This window comes from Aurantiacibacter sp. D1-12, from assembly GCF_028858515.1.
GTDB lineage: Bacteria > Pseudomonadota > Alphaproteobacteria > Sphingomonadales > Sphingomonadaceae > Alteraurantiacibacter.
Genome location: NZ_JAPJZJ010000003.1, coordinates 210,631 through 234,489, shown reverse-complemented (window position 1 = coordinate 234,489; position 23,859 = coordinate 210,631). Strand labels below are relative to the sequence as shown.

At 59.5% G+C, this 23,859-nt stretch carries 19 protein-coding genes and 1 riboswitch; of the genes, 7 read left to right on the top strand and 12 right to left on the bottom strand.

Annotated elements, in window-relative coordinates; genetic code table 11:
* Positions 1-103: 103 nt before the first annotated feature.
* The 8 genes from OOZ52_RS08070 to OOZ52_RS08035 form a co-directional block, all read right to left on the bottom strand.
* Entirely contained in the window at positions 104-418 is a 315-nt protein-coding gene (locus tag OOZ52_RS08070) for a hypothetical protein (protein WP_274697996.1), read from the bottom strand.
* A gap of 29 nt (positions 419-447) precedes the next feature.
* The gene (locus OOZ52_RS08065; RefSeq protein WP_274697995.1) at positions 448-1,368 is read right to left on the bottom strand and encodes a hypothetical protein; all 921 of its coding nucleotides are present in this window, start codon (positions 1,366-1,368) and stop codon (positions 448-450) included.
* A complete protein-coding gene (locus OOZ52_RS08060) occupies positions 1,359-2,258 on the bottom strand; it encodes a hypothetical protein (protein WP_274697994.1) in 900 nt (299 codons plus the stop codon). Before OOZ52_RS08060 ends, OOZ52_RS08065 begins: the two co-directional genes overlap by 10 nt.
* Positions 2,259-2,747: 489 nt before the next feature.
* Positions 2,748-3,326, bottom strand: a complete 579-nt coding sequence (locus tag OOZ52_RS08055; RefSeq protein ID WP_274697993.1) for a hypothetical protein — start codon at positions 3,324-3,326, stop codon at positions 2,748-2,750.
* On the bottom strand, positions 3,326-5,191 hold the full coding sequence (gene thiC, locus OOZ52_RS08050) for a phosphomethylpyrimidine synthase ThiC (protein WP_274697992.1): 1,866 nt from the start codon (positions 5,189-5,191) through the stop codon (positions 3,326-3,328). The genes OOZ52_RS08055 and thiC overlap by 1 nt, the downstream gene beginning before the upstream one ends.
* Before the next feature lie 36 nt (positions 5,192-5,227).
* Positions 5,228-5,336: riboswitch (TPP riboswitch) on the bottom strand.
* 36 nt (positions 5,337-5,372) lie between these two features.
* Entirely contained in the window at positions 5,373-8,354 is a 2,982-nt protein-coding gene (locus OOZ52_RS08045) for an ATP-binding protein (RefSeq protein ID WP_274697991.1), read from the bottom strand.
* A gap of 75 nt (positions 8,355-8,429) precedes the next feature.
* Positions 8,430-9,026, bottom strand: coding sequence for a DUF2585 family protein (locus OOZ52_RS08040; protein WP_274697990.1), 597 nt, complete (start codon positions 9,024-9,026; stop codon positions 8,430-8,432).
* Between the two features lie 59 nt (positions 9,027-9,085).
* A complete protein-coding gene (locus OOZ52_RS08035; RefSeq protein ID WP_274697989.1) occupies positions 9,086-9,751 on the bottom strand; it encodes a hypothetical protein in 666 nt (221 codons plus the stop codon).
* A gap of 210 nt (positions 9,752-9,961) precedes the next feature.
* On the opposite strand from OOZ52_RS08035, the gene OOZ52_RS08030 reads away from it, so the two are divergent.
* The 3 genes from OOZ52_RS08030 (at position 9,962) to OOZ52_RS08020 (ending at position 13,704) form a co-directional block, all read left to right on the top strand.
* A complete protein-coding gene (locus OOZ52_RS08030) occupies positions 9,962-11,560 on the top strand; it encodes an AbgT family transporter (protein WP_274697988.1) in 1,599 nt (532 codons plus the stop codon).
* Between the two features lie 98 nt (positions 11,561-11,658).
* On the top strand, positions 11,659-13,032 hold the full coding sequence (locus tag OOZ52_RS08025) for a methyl-accepting chemotaxis protein (protein ID WP_274697987.1): 1,374 nt from the start codon (positions 11,659-11,661) through the stop codon (positions 13,030-13,032).
* Between the two features lie 24 nt (positions 13,033-13,056).
* A complete protein-coding gene (locus tag OOZ52_RS08020) occupies positions 13,057-13,704 on the top strand; it encodes an SOS response-associated peptidase family protein (protein WP_274697986.1) in 648 nt (215 codons plus the stop codon).
* Here OOZ52_RS08020 and OOZ52_RS08015 read toward each other — a convergent pair.
* The 3 genes from OOZ52_RS08015 to OOZ52_RS08005 are packed head-to-tail and all read right to left on the bottom strand — an operon-like array spanning position 13,701 to position 17,226.
* Positions 13,701-14,636 carry an MBL fold metallo-hydrolase gene (locus OOZ52_RS08015; protein ID WP_274697985.1) on the bottom strand — a complete coding sequence of 312 codons (936 nt, stop codon included), beginning with the start codon at positions 14,634-14,636 and terminating at the stop codon, positions 13,701-13,703. The two genes, OOZ52_RS08020 and OOZ52_RS08015, sit on opposite strands and share 4 nt — an antisense overlap.
* A 43-nt stretch (positions 14,637-14,679) precedes the next feature.
* The gene (locus tag OOZ52_RS08010) at positions 14,680-15,267 is read right to left on the bottom strand and encodes a hypothetical protein (RefSeq protein WP_274697984.1); all 588 of its coding nucleotides are present in this window, start codon (positions 15,265-15,267) and stop codon (positions 14,680-14,682) included.
* A 60-nt stretch (positions 15,268-15,327) separates the two neighbouring features.
* Entirely contained in the window at positions 15,328-17,226 is a 1,899-nt protein-coding gene (locus OOZ52_RS08005; protein ID WP_274697983.1) for a DUF885 domain-containing protein, read from the bottom strand.
* Between the two features lie 158 nt (positions 17,227-17,384).
* Here OOZ52_RS08005 and OOZ52_RS08000 point away from each other — a divergent pair, with 158 nt between their 5' ends.
* The gene (locus tag OOZ52_RS08000; RefSeq protein WP_274697982.1) at positions 17,385-19,412 is read left to right on the top strand and encodes an alpha/beta hydrolase family protein; all 2,028 of its coding nucleotides are present in this window, start codon (positions 17,385-17,387) and stop codon (positions 19,410-19,412) included.
* A gap of 70 nt (positions 19,413-19,482) precedes the next feature.
* Here the strand turns inward: OOZ52_RS08000 and OOZ52_RS07995 are convergent, their stop codons facing one another.
* On the bottom strand, positions 19,483-20,385 hold the full coding sequence (locus tag OOZ52_RS07995) for a MipA/OmpV family protein (protein ID WP_274697981.1): 903 nt from the start codon (positions 20,383-20,385) through the stop codon (positions 19,483-19,485).
* Between the two features lie 131 nt (positions 20,386-20,516).
* Between OOZ52_RS07995 and crtY the strand changes: the two genes are divergently transcribed.
* From crtY to OOZ52_RS07980, 3 genes are read left to right on the top strand one after another with little or no spacing between them, the layout of a single operon-like run.
* A complete protein-coding gene (gene crtY, locus OOZ52_RS07990; protein WP_274697980.1) occupies positions 20,517-21,731 on the top strand; it encodes a lycopene beta-cyclase CrtY in 1,215 nt (404 codons plus the stop codon).
* Positions 21,728-23,224, top strand: a complete 1,497-nt coding sequence (locus OOZ52_RS07985) for a phytoene desaturase (protein ID WP_274697979.1) — start codon at positions 21,728-21,730, stop codon at positions 23,222-23,224. Before crtY ends, OOZ52_RS07985 begins: the two co-directional genes overlap by 4 nt.
* Entirely contained in the window at positions 23,221-23,802 is a 582-nt protein-coding gene (locus OOZ52_RS07980; RefSeq protein WP_274697978.1) for an LOG family protein, read from the top strand. Before OOZ52_RS07985 ends, OOZ52_RS07980 begins: the two co-directional genes overlap by 4 nt.
* Positions 23,803-23,859 lie beyond the last annotated feature (57 nt).

Sequence of the window (23,859 nt, the reverse complement as noted above, 5' to 3'; positions counted from 1 at the left end):
ATACTGGAAGCCTTTGCAGGGCCAGCGTCAATCGACTGTTCTGCGAAACGCGGATCGGGGACGATTTAGGTCGTGATATGCGTGCGGAACCAGTCGGTCAGAGCTAGACGTACCAGATTACCAATGCAGCTACACACAGCAGTGCACCAACCAGACCATTGGCAAGTCGGCCCATCCAAGGGTGATAGTCAATTCCGGCGTTGCTTAGCATGATAGTTTGCTGCGTGGGCAATTCGCCCGCACCAGGCAAGAAAGAGTAGATCAGGCAGGAGCTCGCAATCAGGAGCAGCGCGGCCGAAACGAGATCGCTGCCATGCAGGCTGCCTTCGCTTCTGAAGTAGATCAGCATTGCAACGCCCAGAAAGAGAGGCGCGTATGTGGCAACTCCTCTCCACCTGTTGGAATTTCCGGCGATCATTACCTACTTTCCTTGCATTCTTCGCAAGATCAATCGACCCCAAGAGCTTCTCTTCGCATCGCCGCCACGCGATTATATTTCACCGCCAAGTGGTTTCGATCAATTTGCTCGCGAAGATCTTCATGCATCGTGTCGTCTCTGGTTGCGACCAGGTGTTTCAGGTGCGTCGCATAGTCTCTGACGCGTGGGTTCCGGGATTGCCCAGCCAAAGTTTGCAGAGGACCGGAAACACCATGGTGCCCTGCTGCGGCAAGTTTACCAAGTAGTCGCACCAGCCCCATCTCGCGTTGCTCGTAACTCAGTGGGCTGCCGAGAATTTCCAATTTCTCCTCGTCCGTAATGCGGTAGGAATATTGGGAGCGCGCGCTGTTCGCTGGAGAATATGGAATGAAGTTCAATGCGAGGGTAATCGAATCCACCGGCACCTGACTGTGAACATCCTTGCACCCTTCGTACAGGAAGACCGTGCCTGGCGACAATCGCTTTCGCCCCAGTGGAGTGGCATCGACAATGTCGCCAACATCCGACCCGGGATCGATTCCGCCATGCTCGAGAACATCTGTCTCGTACCCGACGCCAGCAACATTCGTGGTCAACAGGTCAAAATTGTGATCGTGCGGGTAGTCGTAAGCAAACACGTTGTTTTCGAGTATACGAACATCTTTGTTAGCTGATTCCGGCATCCATATTGTCAGCCGAAGAGACCAACCCTTGGTTCGGTGAAGCATATGATAGGTTGGCTGGTCCGTCACCAGAGCTTTGCCATTACGCGCTTCAAGGCTCTCCAGCATTTTGCTGAACATCAAATTCGTGTTTTGTGCGAGTGCCGCCAACGGCTCCCGAAGTGCCCAGATAGTCTCCGGGTCTCCTTGAACGTACCTTTCCGATACGATCCGAGAGAATTCCTCGATGTCGATCGGTGGCAACGAGCCAACATTGTCTACGCGCACATCCGGTCTCCCGTCATCTCAGATTGAAGTGCTTCGACACAACTCTTGGCAAGTTTGCGGATCTCAAGATCGGGATCATCAAGAAATGCTGATACATTCTCGAGAATGTCATCTTCGCCGGTTTGCCAGTAATAGTTCAAGGCCCCCCAACGAATTTCCTTGATGGGGTGCGATGCCGCTTGTTTGGCAAGCCCGGTCGCATCCGGCCAACCAGTCGCGGCGTAGGTGCGCAGCGCGACTATGGTCGCCGATACGCGAAGATCAGATGAGAACAGTCCGCTACGAATCCCGCTCGATGCAGAGTACACGGCTTCATATGCGCCAAGCGGTAGTGTCGAAAGATTGAGCAGCAAGACACCGCTCTCGGCGTACCAAAGCAAATCTCGGAAGCCGTCGATATAGAAATACTCGCCCGGCTCGATCGTCTCCAACTTCGCTGTCGACACATCGATCTTTTCGATGTCCTCAAAGCTGCCGGGCAAACGCAATCGCTTTATGGTCAGAGGTCTGTTGTCGATGTTCTTGACCAACGAAACCGAAGGTGGGCAGGGAATGAACTCGTCGGCCGTGGCCGAGATATGGCAGTTGGCAAAGATATGGCCGCCAAATCCAACAACCCAGGCCAACTCCTTCACGGTCGTGATCGCCTCGGAATCCCAGTTGATGACGGCACCGACAATCTCTTCGCTGAGTTCGCCAAACGAACCTGCCAAGGCTTCAAGAACCTCGACCCCGTTGCTCATCATCGCCTCTTCAATCGCACTCCGATCAATATCGTAAGTCGTGTACCCAGCGGACTTGCGGAACTGATTGTGAGCGATTTGTGAATCGCTATCAAAAATACTGAGAGACAATTTCTCAAGTATTTTACTTGCCTCTGCTTGCTTCATGACCCATCCTATCACGTTGTTGGAGGAGAACATAAGCCCTCCTCCAACTGGTACGACAAAATCAGTGCGCAGCCGCAATAATAGCGATTGCAACCGCGAAGCAAAGTGGTCCAGTTACGGCATCGCCTGCGCCACAAATTCCTGCATTCTGCGAAAGTGTAGGAAGCTCTTTACGTTTAGCCTTCATTAGTCGTCTCCATTACTTATCACACTTCATGCGTGACGCCGCTAGCATCACTGCTTTCAGCAAGGAGTCAAGCCTAAATGACTCAAATTAAATATATTTTTTCTGAAACCCGTTTACAACAATGAACAAGTAATGCCCAAGTGTGCATCCAGCGCTGAAAGGAGTGGTAGGCGCGGCGAAGCGTTTGGAAGGAGGGCGCCAGACCACCTGACCGATGGGAATCGGCGAGACTACAATTGTTGTCGAGGATGAGCCCTTGCCCTGGCGCGCGTCACCACCCCCGCATCTCCTAATGCCGCCGATCAGGGCGCCGGTGGCGGCTCCGCGGACGGGGAGGCCTGTTCGGTCCACTCCACCCCGCGCTCTAGCGACAGGGCTGACGGGCGGTCCGCGGCCTCGCCATCGCGGTAGATTTCACCGCGGGTGATCTGGTCGGCTTGGTCGAAGGCGAACCACAGGTCGTGCTGGTGTTGCTCGCTTGCCGGATCGTAATCGGTCACGTCGCGGAAGGTGAAGCGGATGGTGCCCTCCTCACCTGTGGCTAGCGCCATGCGGGGCTGGTTGCCTTGCGGGCAGTAATGCGTTGCCAGCAGGGTGTTGCCATCGCGGTGGTAGAGGGTGAGCGAGTGGCGCTGGCCCTGATAGGTCCATTCTTCCACCAGCACGCTACCGCGCGCAGTGGTGCTGAAATTGATACGCAGGCCGTGTTCGGGTTGCCCTGCGAGCTGCCACATGCCTTCAAGCGATTTGAGCCGGTCAAAAGCCCCGGCAGCGGAGTCGCTCGCGGCCTCATGTGCGGTATCGCTATGCTGCTGCGCGGCAGCGGGCGAAGTGACCGCAAGGGCCAGTGCCGCCGCACCCAGCCAGCGAGTTCGCCGCATCAGGACTGCGCCTCTTCCTCGTCGAGGTAGAGCTTATCACCTTTCTCGCGGTAAACCTCGCTCATTTTCTCCATGCCTTCCTCGGCATTCTCGACCGGCTGTGCGGCGGCGAGATAACTCTCACTATTCTGCTTCGCCGCGAAGTCGCGCACTTCCTGCGTGATCTTCATCGAGCAGAACTTCGGCCCGCACATCGAGCAGAAATGGGCGGTTTTCGCCCCTTCTGCGGGGAGGGTCTGGTCGTGATATTGCTCAGCTGTGTCGGGGTCCAAGCTGAGGTTGAACTGGTCGCGCCAGCGGAACTCGAAGCGGGCCTTCGACAGCGCATCGTCGCGGACCTTGGCGGCGGGGTGGCCCTTGGCGAGGTCGGCGGCGTGGGCAGCGAGCTTGTAGGTCACCACGCCCACCTTCACATCGTCGCGGTCGGGCAGGCCGAGGTGTTCCTTCGGCGTGACGTAGCAAAGCATCGCGGTGCCGTACCAGCCGATCTGCGCGGCGCCGATGCCGCTGGTGATGTGGTCGTAACCCGGCGCGATATCGGTGACGAGCGGCCCGAGCGTGTAGAAGGGCGCTTCGCCGCACGCCTCCAGCTGCTTGTCCATGTTCTCCTTGATCTTGTGCATGGGAACGTGGCCGGGGCCTTCGATCATCACCTGCACGTCCTGCTCCCACGCGCGCTTGGTGAGCTCGCCCAGCGTGTAGAGCTCGGCAAACTGCGCTTCGTCATTGGCATCGGCGATGGAGCCGGGGCGCAGGCCGTCACCCAGCGAATAGGCGATGTCGTATGCCTTCATGATCTCGGTGATTTCGTCGAACTTCTCGTAAAGGAAGCTCTCCTTGTGATGCGCGAGGCACCATTTCGCCATGATCGATCCGCCGCGCGATACGATGCCGGTGACGCGCTTGGCAGTCATCGGGACATAGGGCAGGCGCACGCCCGCATGGATGGTGAAATAGTCGACGCCCTGTTCGGCCTGCTCGATCAGCGTGTCACGGAAAATGTCCCAGGTGAGGTCTTCGGCAATGCCGCCGACTTTCTCGAGCGCCTGGTAGATCGGCACGGTGCCGATGGGGACGGGAGAGTTGCGAATGATCCATTCGCGCGTGTCGTGGATGTTGCGGCCCGTGGAAAGGTCCATGACGGTGTCCGCGCCCCAGCGGGTGGACCAGACCATCTTGTCGACTTCGCTCGCCACGTCCGACGCGACGGCGGAGTTGCCGATATTGGCATTGATCTTGACGAGGAAGTTGCGACCGATCGCCATCGGCTCGCATTCGGGGTGGTTGACATTGGAGGGGATGATCGCCCTGCCTCGCGCCACTTCATCGCGCACGAATTCGGGGGTGACGTAATCAGGGATCGTCGCACCCCAGCTGTTACCGCCATCGCGGTCTGCGTCTTTCAGCGCCGCACGGCCGAGATTCTCGCGCTCTGCCACATATTCCATTTCCGGCGTGATGATGCCCTGCCTGGCGTAGTGCATCTGGCTGAGGTTCTTGCCCGGCTTGGCGCGCAGGACACGCTTGGCGACATTCGGGAATGCGGGGACGCCGCCAGAGCGATCGGGACCGAGCTGGCCGTTGTCTTCGGGCTTGATCTCGCGCGCGTCATATTCCTCGACATCACCACGCTCGAGCTGCCACTCGCGGCGCAGCGGGGCGAGACCCTGACGGATATCGATCTGCGCATCGGGATCGGTGTAGGGGCCGGAGGTGTCGTAGACGCGGACCGGCGGCTCGCCGGCAGACGGCTCGAGGTCAATCTCGCGCATGGCAACCTTGCGGTCTCCGACGTAGATCTTGCGGCTGCCACGAATGGGACCGGTGGTGACGCCAATTTCCAGCTTGCTGTTGATGTCGGCCATGCGAAGTGTCTCCTCAAGGCGGAGGCGGTCTTCCGGCGTTCAGGCCCGACCACTCCCTCCGCCGATGCTAGTCGGTTCAGGTTCAACGGGTCGGGTGGAGACTATCCCACCCCTCTCAGCCAGTCTGGCTCCCCGGGGATGGCAAGGGTTTAGGCGTGGTGCGAAGGCGAGTCCAGAGGAGCTAGCCATTGTCGGGAGGGTCAAGGTAGAAGCCCACAGACTCACACTTCTCGATTGCTGTTCCGACACTCTCCAAATCCGAAAATTCATCCTTCAAGTAGCGCATGTTATGTGCAAGCAACCTTACTGTCTGTTCGGGCTGAGGATGTATCTCAACGAGCTTGGCGAGGCTCCCGCAAACGTGCGCAAGCAAATCGACATCTTCACTCGTGAGCGCAGTTCCGCTTTGAATATAAGTGGCCGCGCCCCTGTTAAACACACTTATCAGCAGTGCAAACCGGGTTACGGAGATGCTGCCAGAGCGCTCCACGGTTTCCAGCCAGTGAGTACGGAACTCTGCAAATGGCTTGTGATCGTGCCATCGAGTAGAAATGTTATATAGCGATTTCAGTTCTTCCGTTGCGATTGCCCCGTTTTCGGGAAAGCGTGACGCAAGTTCTTTTTGGCGATCAAACGCGGCTTCCACCAGGTCCCATGTTGAAGGTTTGCCTGCCAAGCTGATGAGTGCGAATTGTAGCTCGGCATCCTTCAACGCAACAAGCTCGCTATCCGGGAAGCGCGCTTCGATATCCGCCTGTCTACGCAATATCACCTCCAGCTCATCTCGTCTGAAGTCTTCTCCTGCCGCTACCAAGAGGTTGCCATGCATCATCGCGGCTTCCACCGCGATATCCTCGCTATCGGGGAAACGTTCCGCCAAAGCATCCTGTCGATCGAATAGCATTGGGCGCAATTCGGTCTGGCCCTGCTTCTGAATATCAGGCGAGAGATTCTTCAGAGATTTTGCCTCTTGCGCTGCTATTTCTTCGTTCTCGGGAAAGCGCGCTGCCAACGCATCATGACGCGCGAGAAGCTCAGGCACCAGTGCCCACCGCTTCTGTGTCCCGACATCGCAGGCAACATTCTTGAGCGCGGTTGCTTCCTTCTCGCCGATCGCTTCAGCGTCAGATGCATGTTGCGACAGCTCATCGAACCATGAGTAAACTCTGGAGAGATCTTCCCACTCGTTGAAGTCGCCCATCTTTCCAGCCATGTTCACCAGCGATTCCGCAAATCGTAGGCGAGCGCCCGGCATGTCTTCTGCTCCAAGATCCGACAAACGCTGCTTGTAGGCGTCTATCAGAGCAAGAGCCGTGGAGGGGTGAGTGTGACCCGCAATTTCTCGCATGACCCCGGTGAAAGGCAAGAATGAGCGCTCGTTGCAATCCTTTGGTGGGACTAGGAATCCTCGTTCGCTTGAGAGCAACGGGAAGTCCCGGATGCAGCGCGCGGCAAACACCATAGCGTCTTCGCCACCTTCGCAATATGCGAGCTCGCAAAAGCGAGCCATCGTGTCGCTGCCATGCTCGCTATTAATCTCCTCAAGCCGAGTCAGTACATGAAATTCGCCAAGAAGGTCTGGCTCAAGCTGGGCCAGTAGTCCCTCTTCGACACTACTCATACCGCGAAGCAGGTCAGGGTCCGAATGTCTGGGAAAAAGATGCTGGATTCCGAATTCTTCAGCCCGCTGGTAAACAAGAGATTGCTGACCAAGCCCAAGCGAAAAGCTTGCCAGCGCCAACATATTCTCGTGCTCGGCAAGTTTGGCATCATCATTGCCGGCCATGGGCCTCCAAAATTTGTCTCGGTCATTCTTCAACAGTGAGGTAAACACCTCCCGCTTCGCGTCGGAACTTTCCAGTGCTCCATCAATCGATTCCCCTGCATCCAATCTCGCTTTGGCCCATTCGGTGACTGCAAGGACGAACAGCGGCCTCGGCGCGCCGGGTCTGTCTTTGCCTGACGGGCTGCGTTCCATTGGGCGTGGGTCGACACGAAACATCAGATTGCCGAGAAGGTTAAACTGCTCGATGCTCAAATTATGTGCCGCGAGTGCCTCTTGTTTCACCGGCAGGATCGCTTCCCAGCTTACAGGCTTCAGCAATTTGCCTCTTGAAAGCCGTTCGCCTTCCCACACAAACGCGCGGTTCTTGATCGATCCTCCAAGGACCTTGTCAAACCAGGCATCTTCGGCATCGCGCTCCAGCAGGAGAACCCGCACAGGATGAAGGAGTTCATCAGAGCGCCGGGCCAGCCTTTCGAGCAACTGCTTGGTTTGCTCGGGCTTCTGCGCGGGATAGTCGATCACCAGAAGGGTGGGAGCGCTGGGTTGCCACATTGGCGCTGCCTGCAGGATCGTCTCCAATTCCAGCATTGGCACACGGCACCCAATCCAGCCTTCCGGAAGGTGATGCCGCACAAATTCCATGGCCAGGCGCGTCTTCCCGGTTCCGCCGGCACCGGTAAAGAGCAGCCAGCGGAAAGCCATGTCATCATTCCATGCAACCGGCTCGCCCAGGAACCAGCGCAGGAGCTCCAGCTCTTCTTCGCGACCAACGAAACGATAGTACTTACTGTCGTACCGGATGCGATCACTGATCGTCCGGACATCCGGATTTTCGTCCCATTGGTCCATCAGTTTGAGTGGATCGACCTGCGCTGCCTTGATTGCGCGATCGATCTCGCGCTCCAACTGGGCCTGCAGATCGCTAACCGAGCTTTCGATTGTGCTAAGCTGTTCAGCAGTCATGGCGTCACGAACAAAATCGTAATCGTCGCTGTCCTTCAGCACGAACTCTCCGGTTTCTTCGCCCCTCATATATGCGAGATAATTCTCTTTCAGCGCATCCTTGCGTCGATGTTGGGAGCACAGGTTGGCCAGCCTGGTAAACATGCGCGCAATCAGCGGATGTCGCTGCAGAAAGTCCGATAGATTGGTGCCTAATGCTTTGATCGCAAACTGAAATGCTGGTGCCCCTGCACGGACACAGGCAAGCAGCACAAGGCGATTGGTCGGAGGAACACATCCAAGATCCCGCAGTTCGTTCAAGCAGTAAGCGCGGATCTCGTCGTGGGCGATTGCTTCCTTGATTCCCCCATCGACAATAAACTTCGCCAGTTCCTGGATTGTGGTTTCATTCGGCGTGTGGTCGGACGAGCTCATTCAGAAAGAATGCCGCCAGGAGGTCGATACCGCAAGCGGTGTAACTACCGCGATGACAATCTTTTAATCCGCACCCTACTTCACCCCGCCGGCCGCCTGCCATTCGGCAATCGCCTCTATCGGATAGACCAGCATGATGACGTTCAGCATCAGCCCGTCGCGCACGACATAGGCTGCCACCAGTTCGCCGATAACCGCCAGCGCCACGGTCACTTTCACCGGCAGCCGTAGCGCCAGCCAGAAGCCGAAAGCCATCCACCCGATATCGGCAAAGGAATTGAGAATGCTGTCGCCGGAGTAGCCGAAGTTGGCGGTAACATCTCTGAAACGATTGATGACGAGCTGGGTGTTCTCGAGCACTTCCCACGCCGCTTCCAGAAACACTGCTAGCGGCAGGCCCCAGCGTACAGCATTCGGCCCGCCCCAGCCCTTCTTAACGAACAGCCACCAGCCGAGCGCGTAGAAAACCATCCCGTGGATGATATGGCTGGGCGTGTACCAGTCGCTGATGTGCTGGCTGTTCCCGCTATCGTTGATCTGCCCGTGCCACAGCTTCACATAGTCGCACTCGCAGATCGGCGGACGGTTCATGGCCCACAGGATGACAACGGCGAGTATAGTGATACCGAGCGAGACAAGGATCGTCCGGCGATCAGGTGTAAGCAATGCCATTTTTGAGTGGTGCCTCGCCCTCAGCCGCTTGGCAAGGCAATCGGTGCGCTGCTGCCGGGTTAGTTCGTATGCGTTCTACCATGCGCGATCAGCGCCACGGCCAGCAGCAAGGCCGCCAGCGTGCCTGTGCCGCCCGCGATCATCAGCCAACCCATCCCGGCACCAAGCGCTGCGACGTTCACTACGGCTGCCGCAACACCGGCCAGCAGCGCTAGCCCACCGGTCACGCGGCCCATCATGCCATGTGCTTCGCGCATCAAGCCAAACCCGAATGCTGCTGCGGCCACACCGACCGCAATCTTGGCGATAAAATAGAATGCGAACGCCCCGCCCACGAAGGCCCAGAACATCCAGGTGTGGGCTTCGCCCGCCAGCGCGATGGGTTTGAACAGCGATAGCCCGATCCCGATCTGCACGAGGTTGAACACGCCCGCCACGGCCAGTGCTGCCCAACCGAGCCGACGACGGCCACCAGGCAATGCAGTCAGTGCTCCAATCGCAATGGTCATGAATGCGACGGCCTCTATGGTCCAGATAGTCGCGACCTCTTGCCAGCGATCTGTGAAGTACCGCGCGATATCCGCGTTGGTCATGCCCACTGCCGGGTCGGCAGGCTGAGGCCCTCCGAGGAATGCCATGTAGAGCACTTGCGTCACCACAGTGGAGATAAGCGCAATGGCAACGATTGCCGATATGCGGTGCAGGTGATCGTTGGAAATGGACATGTGCTTCTCCCGGAACGCGCGTTATTCGAGCACAGAGGCGCCCGCGCTGGCCAGCTGCGCCCGACCAAACCGTGCCAGCATTCGATGAACGGTGCTGCGTCACCGCAAGTTAAGGCAGGAAGCTGCATCCCTGCATTCGGCTTGAGATAAGCTGGCAGTGCGTTAGGCAGTGCAACCGCCAAGAGTTTCCGATCAGGAGCGAATGCCAACATGACCGAATTCCCCACTACCCCCGCAGAACACCAGCAAGGCAAGCGCAATGCCTTCACGCGATTTCTCGACGGGGTGGAGTGGCTGGGGAACCTGCTGCCGCATCCGGTGACACTTTTCGCCCTGCTGGCGCTTGGTATCGTGCTGCTGTCCGGTTTGATGGGATATATGGGCGTGGCGGTCGTCGATCCACGGCCTGCAGGCGCGCCGGGCGTGGCAGAGGACGGCATGATCCGCGCAGTCAGCCTCCTCGATGGCGACGGGGTGCGGCGCATCTTTACAGGGCTGGTCGATAACTTCACCGGTTTTGCTCCGCTGGGCGTAGTGCTCGTCGCCATGCTGGGTGTTGGCGTGGCCGAGAAATCTGGACTGTTGAGCGCCGCTGTTCGCAGCCTGGTTATGGGCGCACCGCCAAAGCTGGTGACCGTTGCCATCGTGTTTGCCGGGATCATTTCCAACACCGCGAGTGAAGTGGGATACGTGGTGCTTATCCCGCTCGGCGGAGCCATCTACTACGCGCTTGGCCGGCATCCACTCGCGGGCATGGCGGCCGCCTTTGCAGGTGTGTCGGGCGGCTATTCCGCCAACCTGCTGATCGGCACGATTGATCCGCTGCTCGCCGGGATCACGCAGGAAGCAGCACAGCTCATCGACCCCGATTACACCGTGCTGGCGACGGCGAACTGGTACTTCATGTTCGCATCTACCTTCCTGGTCGCGGTGATCGGTTCGCTGGTTTCGATCTATATCGTCGAGCCCAAGCTGGGCGAATATGATGCCTCCAAGGCGGATCCGACCATCCTTGATGATGGCATGATGAAGCCGCTGACCGAGGACGAGCGTAAGGGGCTCCGTTGGGCGGGCATTGCGCTGCTCGGCGTGCTGGCGCTGATGGCGATAACCCTCGTTCCCGAATGGGGAATCCTGCGCAATGCCGAGGATGGCGACCGTATGGACTCGCCATTCTTCGATGGCTTCGTGGTGTGGATATTCATCTTCTTCGTCACCATCGGGTACACCTACGGCCGCGCCACAGGCACGATGAAGACCGACCGCGACGTGATCGACGCAATGGCAGCAGCACTCAGCTCGCTCGGCCTCTATATCGTGCTGGTCTTCTTTGCCGCGCAGTTCGTCGCTTTCTTCGGCTGGACCAATCTGGGCGCAATTACCGCGGTGACGGGTGCGAACTTCCTGGTCGAAACCGGCATGACCGGGCCGATGGTGTTCTTCCTGTTCATCCTTATCTGCGCGGTGATCAACCTGTCGCTCGGCAGCGCATCGGCGCAGTGGGCGGTGACTGCACCCATCTTCGTGCCCATGCTGATGCTGATCGGCTATTCACCAGAAGCGATCCAGGCGGCCTATCGCATCGGTGACAGCACGACCAATATCATCACCCCGATGATGAGCTATTTTGGACTGATCCTGGCCTGGGCAACGCGTTACCAGAAAGATCTGGGCGTCGGCACGCTGATTGCCATGATGCTGCCCTATACGATCTTCTTCATCACCGCGTGGAGCGTGTTCTTCTACCTGTGGACCTTCGTGATGGGCATTCCCGTGGGGCCGGGTTCGCCAACCTATTACACGCCGTAAGACGGCTTTCGGCGCGGCAAGACGGGCACATTTCTCAAGGTCGTTAACCTTGTCTTAGCCATGTTCCCATACCGGTGCATTCATACAGGAGCCCAAAGATGAATGCGCCGCAGAACATTGCTATGGAAATTGATACTTCGTCGCACGGCGAAGACACTGAACTTGCTGTAGACAGCGCCGTAGCCAACACCGGGCACGGGCCGATGGCTCGCATTTTCGGCCATCTGTCGGTCGTTGAGAAGTTGAACAGGTTCTACAACTCGATCATTGCGCTGTTTGTCCTTCTTTTCGCCTGCACCTTTATCGAGGATTACATCCCGGTTCTTGCAGGCTGGGGACGCCCCACTGCCTTTTTCGCCGCGCTGATCGGGCTTGTCTGGGTAGGCTTTGCCAAGCGCGCGACCCGGCTCGACATTGTGGAACCCATTGCCAATGTGGCCGGCGAGATGCGCCGCCTTTCAGAGGGCGCGCGCGACATCGAGGTTTCCGGCCTGAACCGCAAGGACGAACTGGGCGACCTTGCCCGGTCACTCGACGCGTTCAGCCGCGACTATGTCCGCATGGACAACATGCGGCTCGAATCCGAGGCTCATGACCAGCTCAGGGAAGATGCCGCAGCCGAACGCCAGCGCGAGCTCGTGCATATCGCCGCGGAGTTCGAAACCACGATCGGCGAAATCGCCGGCAGCGTCGCCTCCGCAGCGACCCAGCTGAGCGCAACCGCCGCCGATATGGCGAAGACCGCGCATGGTTCTTCCGAAACCGCCCAGTCGGTGGCCGATGCCATGAAACGCGCTTCCGATGTCGCCACCGCTGCTGCGGCCGCTTCAGACGAATTTGCCCTGTCTATCGATGAAATCAGCCGTCAGGCGATGCAATCGGAACAGTTCGCACGCGACGCGGCAACTTCTGCCAATGGCACCGATGCCAATATTTCCGCGCTGTCCGAATCTGCCGAGGAAATCAGCGAAGTGCTGGAGCTGATCCAGACGATTGCCAACCGTACCAACCTGCTGGCGCTCAATGCCTCTATCGAGGCTGCACGTGGCGGGGACAGTGGTCGCGGTTTTGCCGTGGTGGCATCCGAAGTGAAGGAACTGGCACACCAGACCAGCGCCGCCACCAGCAAGGTCGGCACCCAGATCGAAACCATGCAGGGATCGACCCGGGCAAGTGTCGAGCAGTTGCGCAACGTCGCCAAGCATATCCACGATCTGGAGCGCACCTCGGTATCCATCGCTTCTGCGGTTGACCAGCAATCGGTCGCGGGCAAGGAACTGGCGCGCAATATCGATGTGTCGGCTCGCGAAACCGGCGAAGTAGCCAGTTACGCCAAGGACCTGCTGGAAAAGGCAACCGGCGTTGGCTCTGCCGCCGACCAGTTGCTCGATTCCTCCAAGGAGCTCGACATGCAGGCCGGCAAACTGACCGCGCAGGCAGAGATGTTCCTGAAGCGCATCCGCCAGAACTAGGCAGCCCCGCAACAGTTGACACCAATGCCCTGCCCCGCAACGCTGCGGGGTATGACCGTGCTCTACCGCCTCGATGCCGATGCTACGGAGATCGCGGATACCTTTGACATTGAAGCCGGAAACGACCCGTGGGCCGGAGGTCACGTCGCGCCGCAGAGCTTTGCCCCGGTGATCACGGCGGGGCGGGAGTTCATCGCCGGGCCGGGTTCGGGCCGCCAACCGTGGCGCATGGTGCCGCGGTTGTGGGGCGTTCCTCCACCGCGCACCGCGCACGATGCCGCGCGGCCTGTACTGAGCGTGCGCAACCGGCAAAGCCCGTTCTGGATCGGCAACCTGCGCAATCCCGAATTCCGCTGCCTCATTCCGGCAACCAGCTTCATGGAATGGGGCCGCACGGGTGCAGACGGAAAGCGTCGGCAGCACTGGTTTGCCTGCGCCGATCAACCGGTGTTCGCAATGGCCGCAGTCTGGATGGACAGCGAAGTGCCCGGTTTCGCGCTGCTCTCTACCGAACCCAATGCGCTACTGAAGCAAACAGGCCGCGATGCCATGCCCGCCATGCTCCCGCCACACCGCGACGCCTGGGCGATCTGGCTACACGGAGATTGGGACAAGGCAGAGGCACTGCTCCAGCCCTATTCCTCATCGCTGATGCAGAGCGTCGAGCGTTAAAGGCAGAACCTGTCCCCGCGCCGCGCGACATTGAACCCGCGCTCTTCGACCTCGCGGCTTTCGGGCGAGCCCGGGTCGCGGATCGGGTTGGTGTGGTTGTAATGGATGAAGTGGACCTTGAGACGATCCTGTACCGGACGATCTTGCAGTAGATCCATGGTTTCCGTGACTCGAGGGTGCGGAATTTCGCTCATATCGCGCCCGCCCAGTTCGTTGTCGTCCCAGAACGTTGCGTCGATGAAGATGTAATCGAACCGCTCGATAGCTTCTATAAGCAGTGGTCCGCGGCGGTCGGTGGGCCAATAGTCAATGTCAGGGAGATAGAGTGCCTCACCCAGCCTGGGGGCGGAGATAGAGAAGCCGACCGTTTCCGAATACTCGTCGCGGTGCGGAACGGGCGCGGGCGTGACTTCCAGCCCCCCTTCCAGCTCAACCGGACTGCGATCCGCCATCGGTTGCAACGCGATATTTCCAAGTTCGACCAACTGGCTCCAGGGCCCGTTGCCAGCGAGAAACTCCATCATGCGCGGCATTGCATAAACGGGCACGTTGCTCGCCCCTGCCGCTTCACGCCCGAAGTAGGCTAGCCCGAGATAGTGGCCGATATGCGCATGGGTCAGGAACACGCCATCCACGCCCAGCCCGTCAGTTGGCGGTTCACGCCCGTCCAGCATGGTCAACTGCTCGGTGATGGCAGGGCTTGCATCGAACAGGTAGCGTTTTCCTGCATTGCGATCGATCAGGCCGAGCGAACTGGGCAGCAGGCGCGGCCCTTCATCCTCCGCATTGCCGATCTGCGGCGCACCCGCATCCTGCCCCGCACCAAGCACGATGAGTTCGTAGGTGCAGCGCAGATCGGAGTAGTCGACCTGCGCTGCCACCGGCTGCGAAGCCAGCGCGAGCGCGCCCCATGCCGCAACTGCCAATCTCATCTGCGTCCCTCCACTTGTCTCGAAGGGACGCTAGACGAGGGGATTACCTGTCCGCAACCGGCCTGACGGCCCCGATAGCCAACGCCAGGAAGAACACAGCTGCAGTGCCGGAACCACCGGCGACTTGCGCGAGATCGCGTCCCACGGTCATTGCGGCCAGGTTCGAAAGCAGCGCGATCAGGCCCGTGACACCGGCCAAGGCACCCGCGATTTTGGGCCAGCCGCTCGCACCGTTCCACGCCAGCATGCCAATTGCGATAGCCGAAGCGGCCAGCGCCACCTTGGCCGCGTGATAGAGAAAGAACGCAAAGCCGACCAAGGCACCGCCAAGCGGAGCCAGTGCTTCTCCTCCGCCGAAAACAGGGTTGAAAAGAGCAATACCCACACCCGTCTGGATGACATTGAACACCGCGCCAATAATGAGGCCGCCAGCGACGATGGGCATATCCCGTACAAATGCGAAGGCCGCCAGACCGATGGCAAGAAACGCATAGGCTTCGGTTCGCCAGATCGGATAGGCTATGGCCGGATCGCCATTCACTTCGAAGTGGACATACAGGATTTGCGTCACGACAGTGGCGATCAAAGCAATGGCAATGATCTGCGCTGCGCGGTTAAGTGAAAGTGTCATGGAAAGTCCCCGTTGTTCAGTATTCTTCCAGCCTTCGTTCCCTGTACCTGCGGGGTTACATCATTGCGATGCAATCCAATTGTCGATCTTGGCTTCCAGCACCGGGAACGGCACGGTACCCGTACCGATTGCCTGATGGTGGAATTGGCGGATATCGAAATTGCCGCCCAGCGCCGCCTCTGCCTCAGCACGCATTGTGGTGAATTTGTCGGCACCCAGCCAATAGCCAAGCGCTTGTGAAGGGATGGCGATGTAACGATCGATCTCGCTTGAAATACCCTGACCATAGGGCCCGTTATCGATCATGAACTGGATCGCCTGCGCGCGGCTCCAGCCCATATCGTGGATCCCCGTATCGACGACGAGCCGCAATGATCGCAGCAACTGCAGACGCAAATGACCATATTCGATCAGGCGGTCTTCGTAGAGGTTGAGATCATACCCTAACGTTTCCGAATACAGCGCCCAGCCTTCTACAAAGGCCGTCAGGCCGGTCTGCTGCATGAACCACGGAAGGCCTGCATCCTCCCGCGCGAACATGATCTGATAATGGTGTCCCGGAACGCCCTCGTGCAGATACAGGCTGTAGGTCGCAAGCTGGTGACCGCCCAGCTGCGAAGCATTAAACTGGAACAGCCCGGGCCGCGACCCATCAGCCGTACCAGGCGTATAGGTAGCAGCAAAGATGAATTGCTCTTCCACCGAGTCATAAGGTTCAATCACCAGTTCGCTTGCCGGAGCGTAAAGGAACAGGTCACCGATCCGGCGATCCACTTCAGTACCGATGGCGCGATACAGCCTAACCAGCTCGTTGCGGGAGCCCACGCGTAATTCGGGGCGGCTGGATAGGTTGCCGTCGAACGCATCAAGCGAACCGCTAAATCCATCAGCACGGCGGATCTGATCCATGCGACCCAGGATATCCTGCGTGGCCGCAAGGCCGATCTGGTGCACCTCCGCAGCCGATAAATTGAGCGAGGTCGAAGCGCCAATCAGGAAGTTATAGTAATCGCGCCCTCCCGGCAGTGCTGCAAGTCCAGGCGTTGTACGCGCAACCGGGCGGTAGGTATTGGCAAGATAGGTCCGTAATCGGCGTAGCGCCGGATCGACATCATTCTGCACAAGCTGGCGATATTCATCGCGCAGCCGCGCATGCTCGCTTGAAGGCACACCTGCGGGAAAATTTGTGACCGGTTGGTAGAACGGCGAAGCGGTCGGATCGCTGGCCAGCACGCCATCTATCTGGGCGATTACGATATCGATGGTGACCCGCGATTCCACAATGCCCACCGCTGCGCCTGCGGTGAGTGCGACAATAATATTGTCAAGCTCGCCTGCATATTCGCGGGTGCGGGTGATATTGTCTTCATAATCGTCCAGGTCATCAAACGGCAGCGCACCATTGCCAGAGGCATAGTTCGGGTAAAAGGCCAGCGCGCCGGTCATATGGTTGATCGCCAGGGCCTGTTCGAAGGCGCGATTGGCAGGCTGCAACCGTCCTCGTACTACCGATACGCGCCATGCGAGCGTGTCAATCGCAACGCGTTCCACCGTGTTAAGAGTGCTGCGGTCTATTGCCGCCAGTCGCGCTTCGGCATCGCTCGCCCAGGCATCAAGACCTGCATAATAGGCATCACTGGCATATTCGCCGTAGCGATGCGCATATTGCCCCTTGCCGGCAAGTTGGGCGGAGAAAGGATGCAGATCGTCCCACAACTGCTCGGTCGCAGCGAACTGGGCAGTCAGCGCCGCACTCATTTGCGTTGCAGGTACAGGCCCTGGGGTTGGTGCAGCGACAGCAACGGGTATCGGGAACAGACTGGTTGTCGGAGTGGGAGTAGGTGTTGGCGTGGGATTCGTACCGCCCGAATTATTTCCCGACCCACCACCACCGCATCCACTCAGTGTGAGCGCACCGGCAAGCAGCGCTCCCAAGGCAACCTTGGCGACTTGTTGCATCGCGTAACCCCAAATTACCGTCCCGTTTGTCACGCTATGGGGCAATCGCCATTTTGGCAAACGGCAGCTGATCCTCAACGCTTCACCTTTGCCTTGCGTCCGTTGATCGCTATGAGCCGTTTCAAACGAAACTTACCCGTTGAGAGAGGACTACCCGCATGAACATGTATCGCCCCGCTTTGATGGCTTCGGCGCTGGCCCTGCCCTTCACTCCTGCAATGGCGCAAGAAGTGATGACGCCCGAACATGTTGCCCAGATCGAAAGCACCGGCACCATCGCCGTGTCGCCCGATGGCACCAACATCGCCTATACCCGTGTGCACCGTCCGGACGTGACGCAGGGTGAGGACAACGGTACTGCCAGGCAGCAGCTGATGCTCGCCAACGGCCCGATGATGGCGACTGCCTATCTGCCCGAGGACATGCGCATCTCCGGCATCGGTTTCACGCCCGATGGCAGCATGATCACCTTCCTGTGGACCGATAGCGGCGGCGACCGCGCGGTCTATGGCGTACCCGTAGGCGGTGGTTCGTACCGCATGCTCGCCACGGTCGCGGATGCAGGCGTGCGTTCCTATGCCTTCTCTCCCGATGGCAGCCAGGTCTACATGCTCGTGGGCGCTGAAGCGGACGAGCAGCGCACGAGCGAGCGCCGCGCCGGTTTTGACGCGGTAATCTATGAAGAAGAGCAAGGCTTCAACCGCCTGTTCGTCGCCAATGTCGGCATGGGCGTGGACGAAAACCCGCGCCAGATCGACGTACCCGGCTATGTCGACAGCTTTGACATCGCACCCGATGGCAGCTGGGCGATGATCACCAGTGCACCAACCCCGCTGATCGATGACAGCTACACTTCCAAGCGTCCGCACATCCTCAACCTGGCGACCGGCGCGGTCACCACGGTCGAGACACCGGGCAAGGTCGGCGATATCGAGATTTCGCCCGATGGCAGCCAGCTTTCGATGATTGCGGGTGTGTCTGACAATGATCCGGCGGACACGACGCTACACCTCGTCGACACAGCAACGGGTGCCTACCGCGCGCTCAACGCAGGTGCTCCTGAAGCAGCCGTGGATGCCGAATGGATGGCCGATGGCCGCCTTGCCGCGATCATCCATACCGGCGTGCAAAGCGAGCTGCGCTTCTATTCCGAAAACGGGGATGTACTGGAGAATGTAGATACCGACGGCCTGATCCTGACCAGCATCGAACAGGGCGGCAATCTGCTGACGGTGGAAGCGAACTCGCCGTCACACCCGAACGAGCTGTTCCTTTTCGATGGCAACGACTTCCAGCGCTGGACGGACCACAACCCGTGGCTCGCCAACATCGCGATGGGTGAACAGCGCGCCTATTCCTTCACTGCACGTGATGGCCAGGTCGTCGAAGGCGTTCTCGTCCTGCCGGTTGGCGGTGTTCCCGAAGGCGGCGCTCCGCTGATAATGGACGTGCACGGCGGCCCCGAAGCGCATGACAGCAACGGCTGGACCACCAACTATTCCGGCCCGGGGCATGTCGCAGCCGGACAGGGTTATGCCGTGTTCCAGCCGAACTATCGCGGCTCGACCGGCTATGGCACCGCCTTCTCGCTGCAGCATCAGGGCAATTACACCGATCCCGAATTCACCGATCTGGTCGATGCCAAATATGCGCTTGCGCAAGACGGTATCGCCGATCCCGACCGCGTCGGTGTGACGGGCGGTTCCTATGGCGGCTATGCCACTGCCTGGAGCAGCACCTATCACTCAGAAGAATTTGCCGCGGGCGTCATGTTCGTGGGCATTTCGAACCAGATCAGCAAGATCGGCACGGGGGACATTCCGTACGAGATGTACAATGCCCACGCCCAGAGCTGGCCATGGGACGACTGGCAGCGCTGGCTCGAAGTGAGTCCGATCTACTATGCCGACCGTGCCGAAACGCCGCTGCTGATCATGCACGGTGACAGCGACCCGCGTGTGCACCCGTCGCAGAGCCTTGAACTGTATCGCAACATCAGCATCCGCCAGCCGGACACTCCGTTGCGACTGGTGTTCTACCCGGGTGAAGGCCACGGCAACGCCCGTGCTGCCGCGCAATACGATTACAACGTGCGTATGATGGAATGGTTCGACACCTACCTGATGACGGGCAACCGCAATGCCGAAGTCCCGGCCCCGCGCCCGGATCTTGGTCTGGACGACTAAGCGAAAGCGCAACGCGCAACAAAAAGGGGAGCGGCCTCGCGGTCGCTCCCCTTTTTCTTTTGCGCTCCGCTTAAAGTCCGAAGCTGTAGGTCAGCCCTATCGCGCCAAGGAACTGGTCACGTGTGCCGCGCAAGGTGGTGAACGGCGTATCCGCCGCATCGCCCACCAGCCGCGAATATCCGGTGAGTACGATCAGTCCAAAGCCGCCATTGGTCGCGTCACCGTCCAGATCGATACCGAGCAGCAGGTTCGCACCGACAGATGTAAAACCGCCGCCGTCAGGCTCGTAAGCCGGAAGCGCGTCTCCCGGCACCCCGGTGAAAGTCAGCGGATCCGAGCGGAAGTAGTAGTCCTGAAAGCTCTCATCCGCCCATTCGGCATTGAAAGAGAGGCTGGCTATCATCCCGCGGCTGAGCGGCGTTGTGTAGGACACCGAAGGTGCAATCACCGTGCCATCATGCGCTCCGGCCACGTCGAACATCACGTCGGTTGAAACACTAAGGGTATCAACCGGGATCAGAACGCCGGGAAAGCTGACGCCGACGCTGGGGCCAACTTCGATGGCACGATCGAGCTCACCATACTGGAGGACTACTTCATCCTCGATGTCTTCCGCACGGTTGTTGCGCAAGCGGGCGGCGACGCCGAGATCGAAGCCGACGCCTTGATCAGGGTTCTCGATAAAGTCGAGCCGCAAACCGGCCGCGCGCGGGGTGATCTGTACGCCACCGACATTGCCCAGAGCCACCGGCAGGACAGAAAACACGTAGTCGTCCGAACCCGTGTAAGACGGTGACAGCGCACCACCTACACCCACCGTGATGAAGTCTCCGCCCAGTATGCCGGGATCAAAGTTGCGTTCCGCGGGAGGGCCTTCTTCGGCACGCCCGGATTCCGCCTCTTGCGCGGTGGCGGGCATTGCAGCGAGCAAAGGTGCGCCGGCCAACAGGCTGGCGATCTTGCGATAATTCATATTCGTCAATTCCTTGAGTGTTCACATGCCCAACGTGCCAGCAAGCGTGGCGGTTCCGGCTGCAAACCATCGCAGCATGGACCACGGGCCATCATTGCGCGCGCACGGCTTTCCGCTAAGGCATTGTAACGATGAGCGGGCGCACTTGCGATATAGCGGTTGTTGGCGGCGGACTTTCCGGCGGCCTGATTGCATTGGCACTCGCACGGCATCGCCCGGAACTTTCGGTCCGGCTTGTCGAAGCTGGCCCTGCAATCGGCGGCAAACACCGCTGGAGCTGGTTTAAAACCGACCTGACGCCCGAAGGCGCTGTACTCATGTCGGGCTTTCGCAAGGCTGCTTGGAACAATGGCTATGCTGTACACTTCCCGCGCCTCAAACGCGATCTCGACGCAAGCTATCTCTCGCTAACCAGCGAGGATTTTGCTGCTGCACTGACCCGCGAACTGGCAGACGGCACTATCATGCTGAACCGCGAGGTCGCGCGGGTGGAAGGTGGCGCGGTCCACCTCGCCAACGGTGAAAGCGTGACCGCACGCAGCGTGATCGATTGCCGCGGCTTCTCTCCAACGCAGGCCCTGCGCGGCGGTTGGCAGGTCTTCATGGGCCGCCATGTGCGTACTCCCGCCCCGCACGGCATAGTGAAACCCGTCATCATGGATGCTTGCGTCGATCAGGTCGCGCCGGCAGGCAATGGCGGTGCCTATCGCTTTGTCTATGTCCTGCCGCTCGGTGCGCACGATGTCTTCGTAGAGGATACATACTACGCCGACCGGCCTGATCTGGATCGCTCGATGCTGTCGGGTCGCATTGACCAGTATTGCCGCGAACGTGGTCTGGAAGGCGATCCGCAGGGCTTCGAGACAGGCGTGCTACCGGTCATCACCGGCGGCAACTTCAGCGCATTCCAGGCAGAGCATCGGGTGCAGGGCGTTGCCATAGCAGGCGGTCGGGGTGGCTTCGTCCACCCGCTCACCAGCTATACCCTGCCGGTTGCAGTCGATGTCGCACTGGCCGTGGCGCAAGACGCGGATTTGCCGGGCGAGCAGCTCGCCGCCAAGCTGGAAGCGCAGGCGCGCCGTCACTGGAACGCGATGGGCTTTTACCGCGCACTCGGGCGTATGCTCTTCACCGGTGCCGCGCCAGAGGAACGCTATCGCGTTTTCCAGCGTTTCTATGGCCTGCCCGAACCACTGATCGAGCGGTTTTACGCCGGGCAATCGCATTTCTCCGACCGGGCGCGCGTGCTGATCGGCAAGCCGCCTATCCCCGTGTGGCGCGGTGCACATGCGCTCTTTTCGAAGTCGCCGCCCCTACTCGCCCCCCAATCCAAGGAATTGCCATGACCACTCCCGAAGGGAAGACAGCCTGCGTGATCGGAGCCGGTTTCGGTGGCATGGCGCTGGCGATCCGGTTGCAGAGTGCAGGGATTACCACCACGGTGATCGAAAGCCGCGACAAACCGGGTGGCCGCGCCTATTTCTGGGAGAAGGACGGCTACACCTTCGATGCCGGACCAACCGTAGTCACCGACCCTGCCTGCCTGCGCGAGCTGTGGGAGCTTTCCGGCCACGACATGGATGAAGACCTTGAACTGATGCCGGTGATGCCGTTCTACCGGCTCAACTGGCCCGACGGTACCAATTTCGATTACTCGAATGACGAAGAGAACCTGCGCAAGGAAATCGCCAAGCTCGATCCTGCCGATGTCGAAGGGTACGAAAAATTCCTCGAGTATTCGGCCGCCGTGCATGACGAAGGCTATGTGAAACTGGGCACCGTCCCCTTCCTCGATTTCAAGAGCATGCTGAAGGCCGCGCCCGCGCTCGCCAAGTATCAGGCGTGGCGTTCGGTATACTCCATCGTCAGCAAGTTCGTCCGCAGTGAAAAGCTGCGCGAGGCGCTGAGCTTCCACACGCTGCTGGTCGGCGGCAGCCCGATGAAGACGAGCGGCATCTACGCGCTCATCCACAAACTGGAAAAGGATGGCGGCGTGTGGTGGACGCGCGGCGGTACCAACCGCCTGATCGCGGGAATGGTACGCCATTTCGAGCGTCTCGGCGGAACGATGCGCGTGGGAGACGCGGTCGAAAAGGTCGAAACCACCGGCGACCGCGCAACCGGCGTTGTCACCAAGAACGGCTGGACTGGTAATTTTGATGCCGTCGCCAGCAATGCCGACATCGTGCATTCGTACAAGAAGTTGCTGGGCGACAACCATCGCGGCAAGACCTATGGCAAGGCGCTGACCAAGAAGAGCTTTTCGCCCTCGCTGTTCGTTGTGCATTTCGGTGTCGAAGGATCATGGCCGGGCATTCCGCACCACATGATCCTGTTCGGCCCACGCTACCACGGGCTGGTCGATGACATCTATTCGAAGGGCGTCCTGCCCGCCGACTTCTCGATCTATCTGCATCACCCAACCGTGACCGACCCGAGCATGGCACCCGATGGCAAGAGTACCTTCTACGCGCTCGTCCCCGTCTCGCACCTCGGCAAGATGCCGGTGGATTGGAACACTGTCGGGCCGGAGCTGGAGAAGCGCGTTCTGGACGAAGTCGGCCGCCGTCTGATCCCCGATATCCACGACCGCATCACTCACAAATTCCACTACGCGCCAAAGAACTTCGCCGAAGACCTGAACGCCCACATGGGCAGCGCCTTCAGCCTGGAGCCGGTGCTGTGGCAAAGCGCCTGGTTCCGCGGCCACAACCGTGATGACGTGATCAACAACTTTTACCTCGTCGGCGCGGGCACGCACCCGGGCGCGGGTATTCCAGGCGTAGTCGGAAGTGCTAAGGCGACGGCTGGATTAATGATAGAGGACCTTTCCGCATGAACCGTATCGCCGTCTATTGCGGCTCCGCCACGCCTGAGGACTCGCGCTATATGGAGCTTGCCGCCGAGGTTGGCAGGACGCTTGCGCAGCGCGGGATCGGGGTTGTCTATGGCGGCGGCAAGGCCGGCCTTATGGGCGCTGTCGCCTATGCCGCGCTGGAAGAAGGCGGCGAGGTCATCGGCATCATCCCGCAGGCGCTCAAAGACATGGAAGTCGCCAACCTCGACTGCACCAAGTTGCACGTCGTCGACACCATGCACCAGCGCAAGCAATTCTTCACAGACCTTTCCGATGGCTTCATCACCCTGCCCGGCGGGGTCGGCACGATGGACGAACTGTGGGAAGCGATCAGCTGGGCGCAGCTGGGCTATCACCAGAGCCCCGTCGGCCTGCTCAACGCCTTCGGCTTTTATGACGGGTTGGTGGAATTCAACGCGCATATGGCCAAGGTCGGCTTTGTGCGTCCCATGCATCAGGGCATCATGCAGGTTTCCGACACGCTTGACGGGCTGCTTGCCAAGATGGAGGCTTACGAGCCCATCAAGACGATCGTGCAGATGAAGGTCAGCGATTTGTGAAGCGTATCAAGCCCCGCCCCCTGGTGGCCAGCCACTTTGTGCGGGCGACACCCAAGC

What these genes read in the sequence shown, in the direction of transcription:
- OOZ52_RS08055 (WP_274697993.1), bottom strand. Translation starts at nt 3,326, where the DNA reads ATGCGGCGAACTCGCTGGCTGGGTGCGGCGGCACTGGCCCTTGCGGTC.
- OOZ52_RS08030 (WP_274697988.1), top strand. Translation starts at nt 9,962, where the DNA reads ATGACCGAATTCCCCACTACCCCCGCAGAACACCAGCAAGGCAAGCGC.
- OOZ52_RS08040 (WP_274697990.1), bottom strand. Translation starts at nt 9,026, where the DNA reads ATGGCATTGCTTACACCTGATCGCCGGACGATCCTTGTCTCGCTCGGT.
- OOZ52_RS08015 (WP_274697985.1), bottom strand. Translation starts at nt 14,636, where the DNA reads ATGAGATTGGCAGTTGCGGCATGGGGCGCGCTCGCGCTGGCTTCGCAG.
- OOZ52_RS08000 (WP_274697982.1), top strand. Translation starts at nt 17,385, where the DNA reads ATGAACATGTATCGCCCCGCTTTGATGGCTTCGGCGCTGGCCCTGCCC.
- OOZ52_RS07980 (WP_274697978.1), top strand. Translation starts at nt 23,221, where the DNA reads ATGAACCGTATCGCCGTCTATTGCGGCTCCGCCACGCCTGAGGACTCG.
- crtY (WP_274697980.1), top strand. Translation starts at nt 20,517, where the DNA reads ATGAGCGGGCGCACTTGCGATATAGCGGTTGTTGGCGGCGGACTTTCC.
- OOZ52_RS08070 (WP_274697996.1), bottom strand. Translation starts at nt 418, where the DNA reads ATGATCGCCGGAAATTCCAACAGGTGGAGAGGAGTTGCCACATACGCG.
- OOZ52_RS08025 (WP_274697987.1), top strand. Translation starts at nt 11,659, where the DNA reads ATGAATGCGCCGCAGAACATTGCTATGGAAATTGATACTTCGTCGCAC.
- OOZ52_RS08060 (WP_274697994.1), bottom strand. Translation starts at nt 2,258, where the DNA reads ATGAAGCAAGCAGAGGCAAGTAAAATACTTGAGAAATTGTCTCTCAGT.
- OOZ52_RS08035 (WP_274697989.1), bottom strand. Translation starts at nt 9,751, where the DNA reads ATGTCCATTTCCAACGATCACCTGCACCGCATATCGGCAATCGTTGCC.
- OOZ52_RS07995 (WP_274697981.1), bottom strand. Translation starts at nt 20,385, where the DNA reads ATGAATTATCGCAAGATCGCCAGCCTGTTGGCCGGCGCACCTTTGCTC.
- OOZ52_RS08020 (WP_274697986.1), top strand. Translation starts at nt 13,057, where the DNA reads ATGCCCTGCCCCGCAACGCTGCGGGGTATGACCGTGCTCTACCGCCTC.
- OOZ52_RS07985 (WP_274697979.1), top strand. Translation starts at nt 21,728, where the DNA reads ATGACCACTCCCGAAGGGAAGACAGCCTGCGTGATCGGAGCCGGTTTC.
- thiC (WP_274697992.1), bottom strand. Translation starts at nt 5,191, where the DNA reads ATGGCCGACATCAACAGCAAGCTGGAAATTGGCGTCACCACCGGTCCC.
- OOZ52_RS08045 (WP_274697991.1), bottom strand. Translation starts at nt 8,354, where the DNA reads ATGAGCTCGTCCGACCACACGCCGAATGAAACCACAATCCAGGAACTG.
- OOZ52_RS08005 (WP_274697983.1), bottom strand. Translation starts at nt 17,226, where the DNA reads ATGCAACAAGTCGCCAAGGTTGCCTTGGGAGCGCTGCTTGCCGGTGCG.
- OOZ52_RS08010 (WP_274697984.1), bottom strand. Translation starts at nt 15,267, where the DNA reads ATGACACTTTCACTTAACCGCGCAGCGCAGATCATTGCCATTGCTTTG.